Source organism: Janthinobacterium sp. LS2A, assembly GCF_036543145.1.
GTDB lineage: Bacteria > Pseudomonadota > Gammaproteobacteria > Burkholderiales > Burkholderiaceae_D > Janthinobacterium > Janthinobacterium aestuarii.
In genome coordinates this window covers 105240-124476 of sequence record NZ_JAZHPB010000003.1, presented here as the reverse complement: position 1 = coordinate 124476, position 19237 = coordinate 105240, and the positions used below count along the sequence as shown (strand labels likewise).

The window sequence follows — 19237 nt, the reverse complement described above, 5'->3', positions numbered from 1 at the left end:
GTTCAGTTTTTTTGCAGGTCGTGTTTTCCTGGCTGCGCGTGCCTACCCGGTGCGGTCTGCAGCTGTTGGCAATGACGTCGGATAAAAACAGAAGGGGACGATATGGCAGCCAGTTTGTGGTTTGCGGTAGCCTGCGGCGTGGTCGCAGTCATTTACGGTTTGGTGTCGCGCAGCTGGATCCTGAGGCAGGATCCCGGCAACGCGCGCATGCAGGAAATCGCGCTGGCCATCCAGCAGGGCGCGGCCGCCTACTTGGCGCGCCAGTACCGCACCATCGCCATCGTCGGCGTGGTGCTGCTGATCGCCATCTATCTGCTGCTCGGCCTGCATACGGCGCTGGGCTTCCTGATCGGCGCCGTGCTGTCGGGCGCCTGCGGCTTCATCGGCATGAATGTCTCGGTGCGGGCCAATGTGCGCACGGCGCAGGCGGCAACGCATGGCATCAACCAGGCGCTGAACGTGGCTTTCAAGGGCGGGGCGATTACCGGCATGCTGGTCGTGGGACTGGGCTTGCTGGGCGTGACCCTGTTTTACTGGCTGCTGGTGACGACGGGCGCGCCCGGCCTGACCCAGCATGATTTGATCAAGCCGTTGATCGGCCTGGCCTTCGGCGCCTCGCTCATTTCCATCTTCGCGCGGCTGGGCGGCGGCATCTTCACCAAGGGCGCCGACGTGGGCGCGGACCTGGTGGGCAAGGTGGAGGCGGGCATCCCCGAGGACGATCCGCGCAACCCGGCCGTCATCGCCGACAACGTGGGCGACAACGTGGGCGACTGCGCCGGCATGGCGGCCGACCTGTTCGAAACCTATGTCGTGACCCTGATCGCCACCATGCTGCTGGGCGCCTTGCTGATGGCCGAAGCGAGCAGCACGGCCATCATCTACCCGCTGCTGCTGGGCGCCGTGTCCATCCTCGCTTCCATCGTCGGCTGCTCGATGGTCAAGACGGCGCCTGGCAAGAAGATCATGTCGGCCCTGTACACGGGCCTGTGGTGGGCGGCCGGCCTGTCGCTGGTCGGCTTTGCCGTCGTCACGTGGCTGCTGTGGCCCGATGACGCCATGCGCTACAAGATGCTGGGCGCCACCGTCGTCGGCATCGTCCTCACGGGCCTGATGGTGTACATCACCGAATATTACACGGGCACGGACTTCAAGCCCGTGCGCCACATCGCCGAAGCGTCGACGACGGGCCACGGCACCAACATCATCGCCGGCCTGGGCGTGTCGATGAAGTCCACCGCCTATCCGGTGCTGGCCGTCTGCGTCGCCATCCTCGTCTCGTATCAATTGGCGGGCCTGTACGGCATCGCCATCGCGGCCACGGCCATGCTGTCGATGGCCGGCATCATCGTCGCGCTCGACGCGTATGGCCCCATCACGGACAACGCGGGCGGCATCGCGGAAATGTCGGGCCTGCCCGACTCCGTGCGCGCCATCACCGACCCCCTGGACGCCGTCGGCAACACGACCAAGGCCGTCACCAAGGGCTACGCCATCGGCTCGGCCGGCCTGGCCGCGTTGGTGCTGTTTGCCGACTACACGCATGCGCTCGAATCCGTGGGCCAGCACATCACGTTTGATCTGTCGAATCCCATGGTCATCGTCGGCCTCTTCATCGGCGGGCTGATACCGTATCTGTTCGGCGCCATGGCGATGGAAGCCGTGGGCCGCGCGGCCGGCGCCGTGGTGGTCGAGGTGCGCCGGCAGTTCCGCGACATCAAGGGCATCATGGAAGGCACGGCGCGGCCCGAATACGACAAGGCCGTCGACATGCTGACGGCGTCGGCCATCCGCGAAATGATCGTGCCCTCCTTGCTGCCCGTGGTGGTGCCCATCGTCGTGGGCATGCTGCTGGGGCCAGCGGCGCTGGGCGGCCTCTTGATGGGGACCATCGTCACGGGCCTGTTCGTGGCCATTTCGATGACCACGGGCGGCGGCGCTTGGGACAATGCGAAGAAATACATCGAGGATGGCCATTTCGGCGGCAAGGGTTCCGATGCGCACAAGGCGGCCGTCACGGGCGACACGGTGGGCGACCCGTACAAGGACACGGCCGGTCCGGCCGTGAACCCCCTGATCAAGATCATCAATATCGTCGCCCTGCTGCTGGTGCCGCTGCTGCCGGCCACGGGCTGGCTGGCGGTCAAGGCGCCGGCACCGATCCACGCGCCCGTGCCGCCCATCTTGGCGCCGGCCACACCGGTGCAAAGCTTGCCGGCGCAATAAACCCCACGTCAAACAGCCCCGTTTCCAGGGGCTGTTTTTACGTCGGGCATGTCAAAATTTCCTGATTTCCATATCGTGTACGTATCAAAAGTGAGCAAATGTTACAGCGCCTTGCCTGTGCCGGCCACCTGCCAATAATGAAGGAGTCACTTCAGGCAGCAGAAGGCAGGAGGCATCATGGACAAGGCAGACAAACGGCGCTGGCTGATGCGGGGGCTGGCCGTGGCGGTGGCGGTGGGGCTGGCGCTGGCCGGCAGCGCCTGGGCCGATCCTGGCAGGCATGGACGGCACGGTGGACACGGCTTCCACGGCCATCATGGCCACCATGGTCATCACGGACACGGCCATTTCCGTGGCCGCTCGCATGTCGGCGTGTGGCTGGGTTCTAGCTGGGGCTACGGGCCGGGGTGGTACGGCGACCCGTGGTACAGCCATCCGTACGGACGGACGGTCGTGGTACAGCCGCTGCCCGTCGCGCCGCCCGTGTATGTCGAGCAGGGCGGGGTGCCGACGACGCCGATGTGGTACTACTGCCGTCAGCCGCAAGGCTATTATCCCTATGTGGCAAGTTGCACGCTGCCGTGGCGCGCCGTGGCGCCGGGCAGTGTGCGCTGAAAGCGAGGTGCGACATGAACGGGAAAACAGGCGCAGTGTGCGGGGGCGTGCTGGCGCCCCTTGTGCTGGCGGCATGCACGGTGATGCCGCAAGGGCCATCGGCCATGGTGTTGCCCGGCACGGGCAAGAGTTTCGCGCAATTCCAGGGCGATGACGCCCAGTGCCGCGGGTATGCGCAGGCGCAGCTGGGCGGCGGTTCGGCGCAGCAGGCCGCGGCCGACAGCGGCGTGCGCAGTGCGGCCCTGGGCACCTTGCTCGGTGCGGTGGCCGGCGCCGCCATCGATGGCGGCCATGGCGCCGGCGTGGGTGCCGGCACTGGGCTGGTCTTTGGCGCGCTGGCCGGCACGGGCGCGGCCGACAGTTCGGCGTATGGCATGCAGCGCCGCTATGACTACGCCTACCAGCAATGCATGTACGCGAGCGGCCACAAGGTGCCCGTGGCCGGGCAGATGCTGAGCAGCGTGCCGGCCAATGCCGCCACGCCGCCGCCAAATACGCCGCCGCCCCGCTATTAGAAGCGCGACGTCAGGCCGACGAACATGCGCCGTCCCGGCACGTAATAGTCGACCAGTCCATCGGCCAGCGGGCCTTTCTTGAACAGGTTTTCCACGCCGCCGCGCACGGTCCATTGTGGCGTGACCTTGTACGACACGACCGTGTCGACGATGGTGTAGGCCTTGTTGGCCGCCTGGCCCGCGTCGAGTTCCTTGCCCGTGTACTGGGCCGATACTTCGCCGAACAGCTGGTCGTTGACTTGCCAGCCCAGGGCCGAGTACCACGACAGTTTTGGCGTCGACAGCAGGTTGGCGCCCGTCGTCAGGTTTTTCGCTTCCGCCATGTAGGTCACGTTGTTACGCCAGTTCAGGTTTTTCGTCAGCGGGATGGTGGCCGTCGCTTCCACGCCGCTGGTGCGCGCTTTCTGGATATTCGTCATCTTGGTCCACCACTGCTTCTGGTAAAAGCCCAGCGGCGCGTAGTCGATCTTGTTCTTGAAATCCGTGTGGAAGTACGTCACGCCCACGTCCCAGCCATTCTGTTCCCACGCCACGCCGATTTCGCCGGCCGTGCTCGTTTCGGGCTTCAAGTCCGCATTGCCGGCCATGTAGCAGCCGCCCGTGATGTAGCCCAGGGGTTTCAGGCTGCCGCAACCGCGTCCGCCCGACTGCGTGGCCGCCGCCGGCGAGTTTTCCTTCAGGCTCGGGGCGCGGAAGCCTTGCGACACGCCGCCCTTGATGGTCCAGGCGGGGGCAGGGTGGTACACCAGGTACAGGCGCGGGCTGTAATGGTTGCCGAACTTGCTGTGGTGGTCGAGGCGCAGGCCAGCCGTGGCCGTCAGGTTGTCGCGCAGGAACAGCTGGTCTTCCGCAAACAGGGCCGACGTGGTGCCGGACAGGGTGGCGCCGCTGACGGGGTTGCCCAGGTAGTCGGTAGGGATGGTGCCGATGGTGTCCGTGTTCGTCAGTTCCTGGTGCTTCCACTGGCCGCCCATCACCAGCATCTGCTCGATGCCGCCCCAGCCGACGCGTTTTTCCAGGCTGGCGTCGAGGGTGCTGTCCTTGGATTTCGCCACCGTGCCGACGACTTCGTTGTCGAAATCGTTGTGGTACAGGTTGACCATGGCCTTGCCGAAGTCCCAGCGGCCTTCATAGCCGATGCTGGCGCTCTTGCGTATCAGCTTGCTGGCGCCCCAGGCGCCGAACAGCGGGTAGCCGTCCGCGTCGAGCGTGGTCGAATCCGTCGATTGCTGCTTGCCGTAGCTGGCGTCCAGCGTCAGGTTCTGTTTCTTGTCCAGCGCCCAGCTCAGCTGGCCCGTGACAGTCTGGTTGCGTTCGCCGCCGATGCCGCCCGATTTGCCGATGGCTTTTTCATCGGGATTCTGGCGCGTCTGGCCCACGCCCAGGCGCATGCCGACCGTGTCCGACAAGGGACCTGCCAGGTTCACGCCCAGCTGGTGCGCAGTACCGCGGCCGCTGTCCTGCGGCTGCGTGTAGTTGGCCGTGGCCGAACCGTTCCACTTGCCCGGCACCTTGCGCGTGATGATGTTGATCACGCCGCCCATGGCGTCCGATCCGTACAGCGAGGACATGGGGCCGCGTACCACTTCGATGCGCTCGATCATGTCGGGCGAGATCCAGTTCAAGTCTTGGCGGCCCAAGTCCGGGCGGTAAGCCGTGTCGGCCGAACTGCCCACGCGCTTGCCGTCGACGAGGATCAAGGTGTATTTGTCGGGCAGGCCGCGCAGCTTGATCTTCGATTCTTCGCCCACAGGGCTGGTGCCGCCCGTCACGCCGGGGATGCGGCGCAGCAGGGTGTTGAGGTCGTACACGGGCTGGCGTTCGATTTCCTCGCGCGTGATGACGCTGATGCTGGCCGGTGCATCCTTGATGTCGATGGCCGTACCCGACGCGGTAACCACCACCGTGTTCATGGTCGGGTCGGCGGCCACATTGCCTTCGGCCCAGGCGTTGCTGACGGCCAAGGACAGCAGGCAGGGCAGGATCAGGGTGGCGCAATGGCGGGGACGGGCGGGAGTGGCGGCGGGGACTGCGAAGGATGTGAAGGCGGGACTGCGCTTGGTCATGGTGAACTTTCCGGATGTTGTTTTTTCCTGGCTGCCTTCCGGGTGGCTCGGGTATGAATGATTGAAAATGCAATAAACTGCGCTCCCATTCTGCCAATGAGAATAAGAATCGTTCTTATTGTAATGCTATCCTGGCAAGAAGGAAAGTGATGAAAGGAAATAAAACACCGTTGCAGCATATGCATGGCATCTGGCGCCGCGTGTGCCAATAATGAAAGCGGTATGATCGATGCATGGGGAGGTGGCATGAAGACGATGATCAAAACCATACCGGCGCTGGCCTGCGCCCTGCTGCTCGCTGGCGGCCACGCAGGCGCCCAGGAGCAGGCCGTTTCCGATGATTTGCCCGTGTGCCAGCTCGATCCGCGCGACAGCGGTAAGCTGGCCGTCGAACCTTGCCGCCCGGCGCCGCCCGTGCAGCCGCGCCGTTCCGTGCCGCAAGTGATCGGCCGCATGCCGGCGCAGCCCGCGCCTCCCGTCGTGCCCATGGCGCCCCTGCCGCCCAGCCCGGCCGTGCCCATGCCCCGTGCGCCGCAGCCGATCGGCGCCTGCGACACGGGCGGTTGCCGCGATGCGGCCGGCGCGCGCTACAACGGCGCGGGCAACGCCACGCTCGATGCCAACGGGCGCATCTGCCACCGCAATGGGGCGTTCATCCAGTGTTTTTAGTCCTGCCATAGGCTGGTCCTGCAAGTTTTCGCGCGGTGCGCTCAAAAATGGCTACAATTGTCGCCGACATTACGTTTACGTAAACGTAACTATGGCACCATGTAACCATCAGGCGCCGGGAACACGGCCCTTATCACTCAGGAGATTTCATGCAGATTCAAGACAATGTATTCATCATCACGGGCGGCGCATCGGGCCTGGGCGCGGCCACGGCGCGCATGCTGACGGCGGCCGGCGGCAAGGTCGTGCTGGCCGACGTGCAGACGGAAGCGGGCCAGGCGCTGGCCGCGGAACTCGATGGCGTGTTTGTGCAGTGCGACGTGACGTCGGAAGAAGACGGCCTGGCCGTGGTGGCGGCCGCTACCAAACTCGGTACCTTGCGTGGCCTCGTCAACTGCGCTGGTGTGGCGCCGGCCGTGAAAACCGTGGGCAAGGATGGCCCGCACCCGCTGGCCCTGTTCCAGAAAGTCGTCAACATCAACCTGGTGGGCACCTTCAATATGTGCCGCCTGGCGGCCGACGCCATGGCCAAGCAGGATGCCACCGCTGAAGGCGAGCGCGGCATCATCATCAACACGGCGTCCGTGGCGGCCTACGATGGCCAGATCGGCCAGGCAGCCTACGCCTCGTCGAAGGCGGCCGTGGTGGGACTGACCCTGCCGATGGCGCGTGATTTGTCGCGCAACGGCATCCGCGTGATGACGGTGGCGCCCGGCATTTTCGAAACGCCGATGCTGCTGGGCATGCCGGCCGAAGTGCAGGATGCGCTGGGCAAGATGGTGCCGTTCCCATCGCGCCTGGGCAAGCCCGGCGAATACGCGCAACTGGTGAAAGCCATCGTGGAAAACGTCATGCTCAATGGCGAAACGATTCGTCTCGACGGCGCGATCCGCATGCAGCCGAAGTAAGCCCTCGTCGAGGGTGCAGCGCCGTGGCCGGCATTTGAGGTAGCATACCCGGGTATCTTTACCGGAGTAAGCATGATCACATTGAAGCCGCTGGCGCTGAGCCTGACCTTGCTGGGAGCACTCGCTGCCAGTCCCGTATTTGCCGAGGTGCCGCAAAAGGCGCCGGAAGTCGCCACCGCGTATGCGGAAAAATCGGGTTGGGCGGCGCAGAAATTCATGGTCGCCGCCGCCAATCCGCTGGCTGCCGATGCGGGCTACCAGATGCTGAAAAAGGGCGGCAGCGCCATCGACGCGGCCATCGCCACGCAGCTGGTACTGACCCTGGTCGAACCGCAATCGTCGGGCATCGGCGGCGGCGCCTTTTTGCTGTACTCCACGGCCAAGGGCGTGCAGGCATTCGACGGGCGCGAAACGGCGCCGGCCGCCGCCGATGAACACCTGTTCCAGAATCCGGACGGCAGTCCCGTCTCGCGCGCCACGGGCGTGGTGGGCGGGCGTTCCGTGGGTGCGCCGGGCGTGCTGCGCATGCTGGAACTGGCGCACCAGGAACACGGCAAGCTGCCGTGGGCCACCCTGTTCGGCCCCGCCATCAAGCTGGCGCACGGCGGCTTTCCCGTCAGCCAGCGCCTCAACGGCTTGCTGAACTGGGACCAGGCCTTGAAGCGCGACCCTGTCGCCGCCGCGTATTTCTATGACAAAGAGGGCAATGCCTGGCCCGTCGGCCACGTGCTGAAGAATCCCGAACTGGCGCGCACCTTGCGCGAGATCGCCCGCGGCGGCGCCGACGCTTTTTACAACGGCCGCATCGCGCGTGACATCGCCGCCAAGGTGGCGTCGCACCCGACCAACCCGGGCAAGCTGACGGCGACCGACATCGCCGGCTACAAGGCCAAGGTGCGCGAGCCCGTCTGCAGCGATTACAAGGCCTGGACCGTGTGCGGCATGCCGCCGCCATCGTCGGGCGGCATCGCCATCGCGCAGATGCTGGGCATCCTGGAGGTCAAAGACATCCGGCCGTATGCGCCCGTCGACGGCGTGCTCGATGCGCAAGCGATCCACCTGTTCTCGGAAGCGGGGCGCCTGGCCTACGCGGACCGCAACCGCTACGTGGCCGACACGGACTTCGTGCCGCTGCCGGGCAATGGCGTCGCCTCGATGCTCGATAAAACCTATCTGGCGCAGCGCGCCTCGCTGATCGGTGAAAAATCCATGGGCAAGGCCAAACCTGGCACGCCGCCCGGCATGCAGGTGGCGTGGGGCATGGACAACGCCTTGCAGCGCCCGTCGACCTCGCACCTGGTGGCCGTCGACGCTTTTGGGGACGGCCTGTCGATGACCACCAGCGTGGAAGACGCGTTCGGTTCGCGCCAGATGGTCGACGGCTTTTTGCTCAATAACCAGCTGACGGATTTCTCGTTCGATTCGCGCGATGCGGATGGCCCGATCGCCAACCGGGTCGAAGCGGGCAAGCGGCCGCGCAGCGCCATGTCGCCCACCCTCGTGTTCGAGAAGGGCACGCACAAGCTGGTGCTGGCCACGGGTTCGCCCGGCGGCTCGTCCATCATCAATTATGTGGCCAAGGTGCTCGTCGGCACCATGGACTGGGGCTTGAACGTGCAGCAGGCGATCAGCCTGCCGAACTTCGGCAGCCGCAACGGCCCGACGGAACTGGAAAAGGGCCGTGCGCCTGCAGCGCAAGTCGAGGCGCTGCAGGCGATGGGCCACGAGGTGCGCGTGATCGAGCAGAACTCGGGCTTGCAGGGCATCATGCGCCTGAATGCGCATGGCAAGGATTTCTGGTTTGGGGGGGCAGATCCGAGAAGAGAAGGGATGGTTCGCGGAGATTAATCACCCCCTAATCTTTTCCACAAAGCATCCAGACCCTGCTAATCTGCCGGCATGGGAATGCAAAATAAAACAGGCTTGATACTCACGGGAGGAGGCGCCCGTGCCGCCTACCAGGTGGGTGTGCTGCAAGCGATTTCGGCAATACTGTGGGAAGCGGGCTGGGCGCCGGCGCGCAATCCGTTCGACATCATCTGCGGCACTTCGGCCGGCGCCATCAACGCCACGGCGCTGGCCTGCCGTGCCGATAATTTCGGCGAAGGCGTGCAAAAGCTGCTCGACGTGTGGCAGCACATCGAAGTCGAGCAAGTGTACCGCGCCGATTCGCTGGGCGTGATCCGCTCGGGCGCGCGCTGGCTGTCTCTGCTGTCGTTCGGCTGGCTGCTGCGCCAGTGGCATGCGTCGCCGCCCAGTTCCCTGCTCGACAATACCCCTCTGGTCAGCCTGCTGCACCGCATGCTCGACCTGCCGCGCCTGGACGCGGCCTTGGCCGACGGCCTGCTGCATGCGCTGGCCGTGACGGCGTCCTCGTATTCGGGCAGCCGCCACATGACGTTTTACCAGACGGCCGAAGATATCGCGCCGTGGGTACGCACGCAGCGCCTGGCCCTGCCGGACCAGATCGGCGTGGAGCATTTGCTGGCCTCGGCCGCCATCCCCTTCATCTTCCCCGCAGTGCCCTTGTACGTGGGCGGCCAGCGCGAATACTGCGGCGACGGATCCATGCGCCAGCTGGCGCCGATCTCGCCGGCGATTCACCTGGGCGCGAACAAGGTGCTGGTGGTGGGTGCGGGACGCATGACGGAACCGGCGCCCGCCGCGTCCGAAGCGGCGCGCTACCCGAGCCTGGCGCAGATCGCCGGCCACGCGCTCTCGTCGATCTTCCTCGATGGCCTGGCCGTCGACATCGAGCGCCTGAACCGCATCAACCTGACTCTGTCCATGCTGCCGCCCGAACTGCTGGGCAAGACGGCCTTGCGGCCCGTGGAATTGCTGGTCATCGCGCCGTCCGAGCGGCTCGACGCCATCGCCAGCCGGCATATCGGCAGTTTGCCACGTCCCATCCGCACCATGTTGTCGGGCATCGGCGCGGCAGAAGCGCGCGGCGCGGCGCTGGCATCGTATTTATTGTTCGAATCGACGTATACTAACGAGCTGATCCGTCTTGGACAGCGCGATACGCAGGCCCGCAAGGACGATGTACTGGCGTTTTTTGGTTCTTGAGACGGCCCTTGGAGCGGCGTGCGGGTTTTTCGCGTTTTTTTTGACAGGACGATTGTGCGGGTATTTCGACGTGTTTGCGATGTTGCCTTACTGTTAATTTTGATGGCGGGTGGATGGGCCGTGGCGGCGCCTGCGCCCACCCTGCGTTTCGACCAGCTCAGCGTCGACCAGGGCCTGGCGCAGGAATCGGTGCTGGCCATCGCCCAGGACCGGCAAGGCTATATGTGGTTCGGCAGCCAGTCCGGCTTGAGCCGCTACGACGGCTACCGCATGGTCGTCTACAAGAATATCGAGGGCGACAAGACCAGCCTGGCCGATAACTGGGTCGGCGAGCTGCATGTCGATAGCCAGGGCCAGCTGTGGGTGGGCACGGACAATGGCCTGGACCGCTTCGACGCCGCCAGCCAGACCTTCATCCATTACGGCCCGGCAGAAAAGAGCAAGCGCGGCAACGGCAACCGGCATATCCACGCCATTCTCGACGATGGCGCGCGCGGCTTCTGGATCGCCACCTCGGACGGCTTGCAGCATTTCGACCCCGCCACGGGCCGCTTCCGCACCTGGCACCATGAAGAGGGCAACCCGCACAGCCTGGGCGACAATGAAATCAAGGCGCTGGCGCTGGATGCGCAGCAGCGCCTGTGGATAGGCACGGTGACGGGCCTGGACATGCTGGCGCCGGGCAGCGAGCGCTTCGAGCATTTCGCCGTCGATGCGACGCCCGGCTCGAAGTACAACGTGATCCAGTCGCTGCTGATCGACCGCCAGCAGAACCTGTGGATCGGCACCATGGCCGGTGCCGAGCGCTGGCGCCTGGGCGCGGCCGGCCAGCCGCCGCAATCGAGAGTGCGCTTAGGCGAGAAACATGGCTTCTCCGCCATCCGCGTGGCCAGCCTGTACCAGGATGTCGACGCCACCGTCTGGCTGGGCAGCAATGCCGATGGCCTGTTCCGCTGGCTGCCCGAAAGCGACACCTTCCTGCAATACCGCCACCAGACGGGCGACAAGTTCAGCGTGGCCGACAACCAGCTGTCGTCGTTGTACCGCGACCGCGCCGGCACCTTCTGGGTCGGCTCCTGGTACAACGGCGTGAGCCGGGTCGACCTGGGCAGCGGCGGCTTTTCGCGCATGGCGCGCGCGCCCGGCGACGTGGGCGCGCTGGCGGACAAGAAAGTGCGCGCCGTGGCCGACGCGGGCAATGGCAAGCTGTGGCTGGCCACCAAGGGCGGCCTGAAACTGTACGACACGCGCGACGGTAGCTCACGCCTGTTCGACCTGCGCAGCGCGCCCGGCATGTCGCGCGACGAGCAAGTCACGACCCTGTACAAGGCGCCGGACGGCGTGCTGTGGGTGGGCGGCTCGACGGGCTTGCACCGATTCGATCCGGCCTTGGGGCGTTTCTTCACCATGCGCTTTGCCGCCGGCGATCCGAACAGCGACACCATCCGCAATATCGTCAGCGACCGCAGCGGCATGCTGTGGGTCTCGACGCGGGGTGGCGTGCACCGCTTCGACCCGGCCAGCAAGCGTTTTACCACGTACCGCCACGACCCGGCCGACCCGAACAGCCTGTCCGACAACATGGTGCGGCCCGTGCTGGAAGACGGCAAGGGGCGGCTGTGGATAGGTTCCTTCCACGGCCTGGACTTGCTGGACCGCGCCAGCGGCCGCTTCCGCCATTTCCGCCACGACCCGCAAAACCCGCAGAGTCTGAGCCACGACGAAGTGCATTTCCTGCACGAGGACAAGCGCGGCGTGCTGTGGGTGGGCACGGCCAATGGCCTGAACCGCATGGACATCGACGCCAAGGGCGAGATCCGTTTCCGCCGTTTCCTGCGCAAGGATGGCATGGCCGACGATGCCGTCGCCAGCATCCTCGGCGACGACAACGAGCAGCTGTGGCTGAGCACGAATAGCGGCATCACGCGGCTCGACATGCGCAGCGGCCTGTTTCGCAACTACGACAGCGCCGACGGCACGGTGGAAGGCTCGTACTTCGATGGCGCGGCCCTGCGCGCGTCGGACGGCACCATGTATTTCGGCGGCTTCAACGGCATGACGGCGTTCATACCGCAGGATATCCACGACAACCGCGTGCCGCCGCTGGTGGCTGTCACGGAACTGCAGATCTTCAACAAGCCGGTGGGCATCGGCCGCGGCGAGTTCGCGCATGTGCTCAAGACGGCCATCGACCATACGCGCGAGCTGGTGCTGACCAGCCGCGAAAGCGTCTTTTCGCTGGAATTCGCGGCCCTGCATTTCGCCGCGCCCCAGCGCAATATGTTCGCCTACCGGCTTGAAGGCTTCGACCAGGACTGGGTCATGACCGATGCGGGGCGGCGCTTTGCCACCTACACCAACCTCGATGCGGGCAACTATGTGTTTCGCGTCAAGGCGGCCAACAAGGACGGCGTGTGGAACGAGAGCGGCACCACTTTGGCCATCACGATCTTGCCGCCGTTCTGGAAAACCTGGTGGTTCCGCACCCTGATGGCGGCGCTGCTGCTGGGCGCCGTGTATGGCGCCTACCGCCAGCGCGTGCGCACGCTGCGGCGCCAGCAGAACGAACTGGAAAAACTGGTCGGCGAACGCACGGCCGAGTTGCAGAGCAAGGAAATCGAAGTGCTGGCCCAGTCGGAAAAGCTGGCGCAGGTGAACAGCAGCCTGACGAAAAACGAGGAAAGCCTGCGCCAGGCCAAGCGCAAGGCCGAGGATGCGACGCGCCAGAAGTCGGAATTTTTGGCCAACATGAGCCACGAGATGCGCACGCCGCTGGCCGGCGTGATCGGCATGCTGGGTTTTGCCCTGCGCGACGAGCAGCTGCACGACGCCACGCGCGAACAGATCCTGCGCGGCCAGGCCAATGCCCAGTCGCTGCTGGTGATCATCAACGACTTGCTCGATTTCTCGAAGATCGAGGCGGGCAAGCTGAGTATCGAAAACATCGACTTCGCGCTCGGCGCGGCGATCGAGACGGTCGTCACCCTGTTCGAAGAGCAGGCGGCCGCGCGCAGCATCGGTTTCTCCATCGATTTCGCGCCCGACCTGCCGCCCTTCGTCGTGGGCGACCCGACCCGTTTGCGCCAGGTGCTGGTCAACCTGGTCGGCAATGCCTTCAAGTTCACCCAGCGCGGCGGCGTCAGCGTGTGCGTCGAGCGGGCCGGCGTGGCCAGCGGCAGGGGCGGGCGCCGTGTCAACCTGATCCGCTTTACCGTCAGCGACAGCGGCATCGGCATCGATGCCGATGCGATGGCGCGCCTGTTCCAGAAGTTCGAGCAGGCCGACGCCAGCACCACGCGGCGCTACGGCGGCACGGGGCTGGGCCTGGCCATCTGCCGCCAGCTGGTCGAACTGATGGATGGCGAAATCGAGGTGGCCAGCACGCCGGGGCAGGGCAGCACGTTTGCCTTCACCTTGCCCCTGGCCGATGGTGTGGCGCCGCCGCTGGTGCCGCAGGTGGCGCTGGCGCCGCACAGCCACCAGCTGCGCGTGCTGTGCGCGGAAGACTTCCCCACCAACCAGATCATCATCCGCGTCATGCTCGAGGAACTGGGACACCGGGTCGACGTGGTCGCCAACGGCGTGCTGGCGGTGGCGGCCTGCGTGCATACGCGCTATGACCTGATCCTGATGGACGGGCGCATGCCGGAGATGGACGGCGCCACGGCGACGCGATTGATCCGCGTGGGCGGCTGGCCGGACCAGCCCGTGCGCGACCAGGAGCTGATGATCGTGGCCCTGACGGCGAACGCCAGCGAAGAAGACCGCAGCCGCTATCTTGGCGTCGGCATGGATGATTTCCTCAGCAAGCCGGTGGACGAGGCGGCGCTGCATGGCTTGCTGGCGCGCGCCATCGAGCGCCAGCTGCAGCGCGGTTTCATGCTGCCGCGCATGCCGTCGAACGCGCCGCGCGGCGCCGCGCGGGGGCAGGCCGAACTCGATGCCCTGTTCGGCATCGCGCCGGCAGTTCCTGTTCCGGCGCCTTCCCAGTCCATCCGCAGCGGCGAGCTGCAACGGCGCATCCGTGTCGCCTTCGTCGCCGACCTGGAAGGGCGCTTGCGCGAACTCGACGACGCCCTGGCGGCGCAGGACCGCGATAACGCCGGGCGCCTGCTGCACGGCTTGAAGGGCAGCGCCGCCTATCTCGATGAAACGCAGCTGCACATGCTGTGCACGGAAATGGAAGAGGCGGCGGATGGCGGGCGCTGGACGCAGGTGGCCCTGCATTTGCCGCAATTGCGCGCACTGTTGGCGCAAATAGCCGTTTCGGGTCAAGAAATGTAAAATAGGCAATGCCGGCCTTCGGGCGCGCGGCGAAACTGGGTAGAATACGGCCAGGCACCTTGACGCTGCCGCCAATGGAGAAAGCAATGAAAGTACTGGTGGTTGACGATGATGTCGTGTCGCGCATGGTATTGATGCATTTGATCGACAGCTGCGGCGTGCACGATATCGTGGAAGCCGAGGATGGCGCGGCGGCGTGGGAGCAGCTCGAAGGCGGCTTGCGTCCCTCGCTGTGCTTTTGCGACTTGCGCATGCCGCGCCTGTCCGGCATGGAGCTGCTGCAAAAAGTCCGCTCCGACAGTGCACTCGACGCCATGCCGCTGGTGCTGGTCTCGTCGGCCAATGACCAGGACACGGTGCGCGACGCCGTGCAGGCCGGCGCCGCCGGCTACATCGTGAAACCCTTCCAGCCGGAGCAGGTGCGCCAGCATATCGACGCTTGCTTCGACGTTTCCGCCTTGCCGGCCGAGGCGCCGCGCGATACCTTGCAGCGGCTGGGCATCGACGGCGAACGCCTGCTGGCCTACTTGACGGGCTTTCAGGGACAGATCGGCGCCGCCAGCGAACAGGTCGACGCCTTGCTGGCACGCGGCGAACCGGCCCAGGCGCGCCAGCAGCTGGAACGGCTGCACCTCGGTTGCCGCACCTTGGGACTGCATGGCGCGGAAGCCGGTATGAGCGCGCTGCTGCAATCGGCGGTGCTTGACGGCGGCCAGATGCAAACGGCCCTGGCCGCGCTGGCGCGCAGCGTGGCACAGCAGGCGCGTTTGCTGCAGCAACAGGACAGAGGCGACTGAATCTGCTGTTTTTCGCTTGCCGGAAAAATACTTTAGGTTTAAAGTATCTGCTTCCGGGCCTTGTGCACGCGCCCGCTACCCGCCAGGATGAGCATGAGCAGCGACCCTTCGCCTACCACAGCATCTCCCCAGGACGACTTTGCGCGCACGCATTTGCCGCCGCGCGCACTCTGGCCGCAGCTGTGCCTTGATTTGCCCGAGCTCCAGTATCCGGCGCGCCTCAATTGCGTCGCCGCGCTGCTCGATGCGGCCGTGCTCAACGGCAGCGAGCGTACCGCCATCCTTGCCGACGGCCAGCGCTGGAGCTACGCCGAGCTCGCGCGGCAAGTCGACCGCATCGCCCACGTGCTGCGCAGCGAGTTACGTCTGATCCCCGGCAACCGCGTGCTGCTGCGCGGCGCGAATACTCCCATGATGGCCGCCTGCCTGCTCGCCGTGCTGAAAGCCGGCTGCATCGCCGTGCCCACCATGCCGCTGCTGCGCGCACGCGAACTGTCCATCATCCTGTCCAAAGCTGAAGTGAATGCCGTGCTGTGCGCGCAGAGCTTGCGCGCGGAACTCGATGGCGTGCCCGGCTTGCCGCCCATGCTGTGCTTTGGCGCCGCCGACGCGGAACTGGAACGGCGCATGGCGGCCCACGCTGCGCCATTTTCCGCATGCGACACGGCGGCTGACGACGTCTGTCTGATCAGCTTTACCTCGGGCACGACGGGCATCCCCAAAGGCACCATGCACATGCACCGCGATCTGCTGGCCATCTGCGACTGCTTCCCCCGCTCCATGCTGCAGGTACGTGCCGGCGACATCTTCATCGGCACGCCGCCGCTGGCGTTCACCTTCGGCCTCGGTGGCTTGCTGCTGTTCCCCCTGCGCTTTGGCGCGGCCACCGTGCTGCTGGAAAAACTCACGCCCGACGGCCTGCTGCGCGCCATCGGCGCCTATCAAGCCACGATCTGCTTCACGGCGCCCACCTTTTACCGCCAGATGGCACCCCTGGCAGCCAGCCACGACTTGCGCAGCCTGCGCTTGTCCGTGTCGGCCGGCGAAGCGCTGCCGCTGGCCACGCGCGACGCTTGGCAGGCGGCGACCGGGCTGGCCATGACGGACGGCATCGGCGCGACCGAGATGCTGCACATCTTCATTTCCGCCACGGGCGAGGGCATCCGCCGCGGCGCCATCGGCAAGGCCATTCCCGGCTACCAGGCATGCATCGTCGACGATGCGGGCGTGCCGCAGCCGCCCGGCGTGACGGGCCGCCTGGCCGTGAAAGGCCCCACCGGTTGCCGCTATCTGTCCGACCCGCGCCAGCGCGATTACGTGCAGAACGGCTGGAATCTGACGGGCGACACCTTCGAGATGGATGCGGACGGCTATTTTTATTACCGCTCGCGCAGCGACGACATGATCGTCTCGGCCGGCTACAACATCGCCGGCCCGGAAGTGGAAGAGGCGCTGCTGCGCCACCCTGCCGTGGCCGAATGCGGCGTGGTCGGGCGCGCCGATGCCGAGCGTGGCCAGATCGTCGAGGCGCACGTGGTGCTGAAAGACGACAGCCAGGCCAGCGCTGCGCTGGCGGCCGAACTGCAGGACTTCGTGCGCCAGCAGATCGCCCCGTATAAATATCCGCGCGCCATCCGCTTCCTGCCTTCGCTGCCGCGCACGGAAACGGGCAAGCTGCAGCGCTTCAAACTTCGCACGGACACCCCATGAATATTGTCTGCATCGGCGGCGGCCCCGCCGGCCTGTATTTCAGTCTGCTCATGAAAAAGCAGAACCCCGATCACCGCATCACCGTCATCGAGCGCAACCGCCCGTACGACACGTTTGGCTGGGGCGTCGTGTTTTCCGACCAGACTCTGGGCAACCTGGCCAACGCGGACGAGCCGACTGCGCGCGCCATCCTGCAGGCGTTCAACCATTGGGACGATATCGAAATCCACTTCAAGGGCCAGACCGTGCGTTCCGGCGGCCATGGCTTTTGCGGCATCGGCCGCAAGCGCCTGCTCAACATCCTGCAGGCGCGCTGCGAGGAGCTTGGCGTACAGCTGGTGTTCGAGACGGAAGTGCAGGACGATCAGGCCATCGCGAAGCAGTACGGCGCCGACCTGGTGATCGCCAGCGATGGCTTGAACAGCCGCATCCGCATGCGCTATGCGGCCAGCTACCAGCCCGAGATCGACCAGCGCCATTGCCGCTTTATCTGGCTGGGCACGCGCAAGAAATTCGAGGCGTTCACGTTTGCCTTCCGCCAGACGCCGCACGGCTGGTTCCAGGCGCATATCTATCAATACGATGGCGACACTTCCACCTTCATCGTCGAGACGCCCGAACACGTGTGGCGCGCCGCGGGCTTGGACAGCATGAGCCAGGAAGCAGGCATCGCCTTTTGCGAAGCCCTGTTTGCCGAGGAACTCGACGGCCAGGGTTTGCTGAGCAATTCGCCGCACTTGCGCGGCTCGGCGCAGTGGATCACCTTCCCGCGCATCGTCTGCCGGCAATGGGTGCACCGGCAGGATGGCGTACCCGTCGTGCTGATGGGCGACGCTGCCCACACGGCCCATTATTCGATCGGCTCCGGCACCAAGCTGGCGCTGGAAGACGCGATCGAGCTGGCGCGCTGCTTCGGCCAGCATGGGGATAGCGACACTGCGCTAGCCGCCTACCAGCAGCTGCGCGCCATCGAAGTGCTGAAAATCCAGAGCGCGGCGCGCAATTCCATGGAGTGGTTTGAAAACGTCGAGCGTTACAGCGCCATGGAAGCGCCGCAGTTCGCCTATTCCATGCTCACGCGCAGCCAGCGCATTTCGCATGAAAACCTGCGCCTGCGCGACCCCGCGTATGTGGCCGATTATGAACAGTGGCTGGCGCGGCGCGCGGGCGAGCAGGCCGGCGTGGAGATGGGGGCCGAAGCCTTGCCGCCCATGCTCACGCCCTTCCGGCTGCGCGGCGTGCTGCTGAAAAACCGCATCGCCGTCTCGCCGATGGCGCAGTACAGCGCCGTCGATGGCGTGGCGGGCGACTACCATTTGATGCACCTGGGCGCGCGCGCCATGGGCGGTGCGGGCCTCGTGTTTGCCGAGATGACGTGCGTGTCGGCCGATGCGCGCATCACGCCCGCCTGTCCCGGCATGTACAGCGAAGCGCACACGCAGGCGTGGCGCCGCATCGTCGATTTCGTGCATGCGAACAGCGATGCGAAGATCGCCCTGCAACTGGGCCACGCGGGCGCGAAAGGCTCGACGCGGCCCATGTGGGACGGCATCGACCTGCCGCTCAGCGAGGGCAACTGGCCCTTGATCTCGGCCTCGGAACAGCAATACCTGGCCGGTGTGTCGCAGGTGGCGCGCGCGGCCACGGAAAGCGACCTGGCGCGCATCGAGCAGGACTTCGTGCGCGCCACCCTGGCCGCGGCCGTCGCCGGTTTCGACTGGCTGGAACTGCATTGCGCGCACGGCTATCTGCTGTCGAGTTTTATCTCGCCGCTGACGAACCGCCGCACGGACGAATATGGCGGCAGTCTGGAAAACCGCTGCCGTTATCCGCTGCGCGTGTTCCGCGCCATGCGCGCCGCCTGGCCGCAGGATAAACCAATGAGCGTGCGCATCTCGGCCCACGACTGGGTCGAAGGCGGCATCACGCCCGACGATGCAGTCGTCATCGCGCGCCTGTTCAAGCAGGCCGGCGCCGATCTGATTGACTGTTCCTCGGGCCAGGTCAGCAAACTCGAACAACCCGTGTACGGGCGCATGTTCCAGGCGCCGTTCGCCGACCGCGTGCGCAACGAGGCGGGCATCGCCAGCATGGCCGTCGGCTCGATCTTCGAAGCCGACCACGCCAACAGCATCATCGCCGCCGGGCGCGCCGACCTGTGCGCCGTGGGCCGCCCGCATCTGGCCAACCCGGCCTGGACCTTGACGGAAATGGCGCGCATCGGCTACAGCGGCGCCGGGGCAGGCGCAGCGTGGCCGAAACAGTACCGCCCTGGCCAGCAGCAGCTGGAACGCAATCTGCAGCGCGAACGCCAGCTGGCCGCCGCCAATACGGGCCTCACCCCGCAACAGGTGGCCGCGCGGCTGCTGGAAGGATGA

At 65.8% G+C, this 19237-nt stretch carries 12 protein-coding genes; 11 read left to right on the top strand and 1 reads right to left on the bottom strand.

Annotated elements, in window-relative coordinates; all coding sequences use genetic code 11:
* Positions 1 to 102: 102 nt before the first annotated feature.
* From V3C40_RS10735 to V3C40_RS10725, 3 genes are all read left to right on the top strand, one after another.
* The gene (locus tag V3C40_RS10735; RefSeq protein ID WP_331777406.1) at positions 103 to 2226 is read left to right on the top strand and encodes a sodium-translocating pyrophosphatase; all 2124 of its coding nucleotides are present in this window, start codon (positions 103 to 105) and stop codon (positions 2224 to 2226) included.
* 177 nt (positions 2227 to 2403) lie between these two features.
* Positions 2404 to 2841, top strand: coding sequence for a hypothetical protein (locus V3C40_RS10730; RefSeq protein WP_331777405.1), 438 nt, complete (start codon positions 2404 to 2406; stop codon positions 2839 to 2841).
* Between the two features lie 14 nt (positions 2842 to 2855).
* On the top strand, positions 2856 to 3356 hold the full coding sequence (locus V3C40_RS10725) for a glycine zipper family protein (RefSeq protein WP_070303923.1): 501 nt from the start codon (positions 2856 to 2858) through the stop codon (positions 3354 to 3356).
* On the opposite strand, the gene V3C40_RS10720 is transcribed toward V3C40_RS10725, so the two are convergent.
* Entirely contained in the window at positions 3353 to 5422 is a 2070-nt protein-coding gene (locus V3C40_RS10720) for a TonB-dependent receptor domain-containing protein (RefSeq protein ID WP_034751725.1), read from the bottom strand. The genes V3C40_RS10725 and V3C40_RS10720 overlap by 4 nt on opposite strands.
* A gap of 246 nt (positions 5423 to 5668) precedes the next feature.
* Between V3C40_RS10720 and V3C40_RS10715 the strand changes: the two genes are divergently transcribed.
* The 8 genes from V3C40_RS10715 (at position 5669) to V3C40_RS10680 (ending at position 19237) form a co-directional block, all read left to right on the top strand.
* Complete coding sequence (locus V3C40_RS10715) at positions 5669 to 6091, top strand: hypothetical protein (protein ID WP_139248374.1); 423 nt, start codon at positions 5669 to 5671, stop codon at positions 6089 to 6091.
* A 149-nt stretch (positions 6092 to 6240) separates the two neighbouring features.
* On the top strand, positions 6241 to 6999 hold the full coding sequence (locus V3C40_RS10710) for a 3-hydroxyacyl-CoA dehydrogenase (protein ID WP_034751723.1): 759 nt from the start codon (positions 6241 to 6243) through the stop codon (positions 6997 to 6999).
* 72 nt (positions 7000 to 7071) lie between these two features.
* Entirely contained in the window at positions 7072 to 8847 is a 1776-nt protein-coding gene (gene ggt / locus V3C40_RS10705) for a gamma-glutamyltransferase (RefSeq protein WP_331777404.1), read from the top strand.
* A gap of 51 nt (positions 8848 to 8898) precedes the next feature.
* The gene (locus V3C40_RS10700) at positions 8899 to 10068 is read left to right on the top strand and encodes a patatin-like phospholipase family protein (RefSeq protein ID WP_034751717.1); all 1170 of its coding nucleotides are present in this window, start codon (positions 8899 to 8901) and stop codon (positions 10066 to 10068) included.
* A gap of 120 nt (positions 10069 to 10188) precedes the next feature.
* On the top strand, positions 10189 to 14352 hold the full coding sequence (locus V3C40_RS10695; RefSeq protein WP_331777403.1) for a hybrid sensor histidine kinase/response regulator: 4164 nt from the start codon (positions 10189 to 10191) through the stop codon (positions 14350 to 14352).
* 86 nt (positions 14353 to 14438) lie between these two features.
* On the top strand, positions 14439 to 15149 hold the full coding sequence (locus V3C40_RS10690) for a response regulator (protein WP_331777402.1): 711 nt from the start codon (positions 14439 to 14441) through the stop codon (positions 15147 to 15149).
* A gap of 93 nt (positions 15150 to 15242) precedes the next feature.
* Positions 15243 to 16859, top strand: coding sequence for an AMP-binding protein (locus tag V3C40_RS10685; RefSeq protein ID WP_331777401.1), 1617 nt, complete (start codon positions 15243 to 15245; stop codon positions 16857 to 16859).
* Positions 16856 to 19237 (top strand): bifunctional salicylyl-CoA 5-hydroxylase/oxidoreductase, encoded by a 2382-nt coding sequence (locus tag V3C40_RS10680; protein WP_331777400.1) that lies wholly within the window; start codon positions 16856 to 16858, stop codon positions 19235 to 19237. The genes V3C40_RS10685 and V3C40_RS10680 overlap by 4 nt, the downstream gene beginning before the upstream one ends.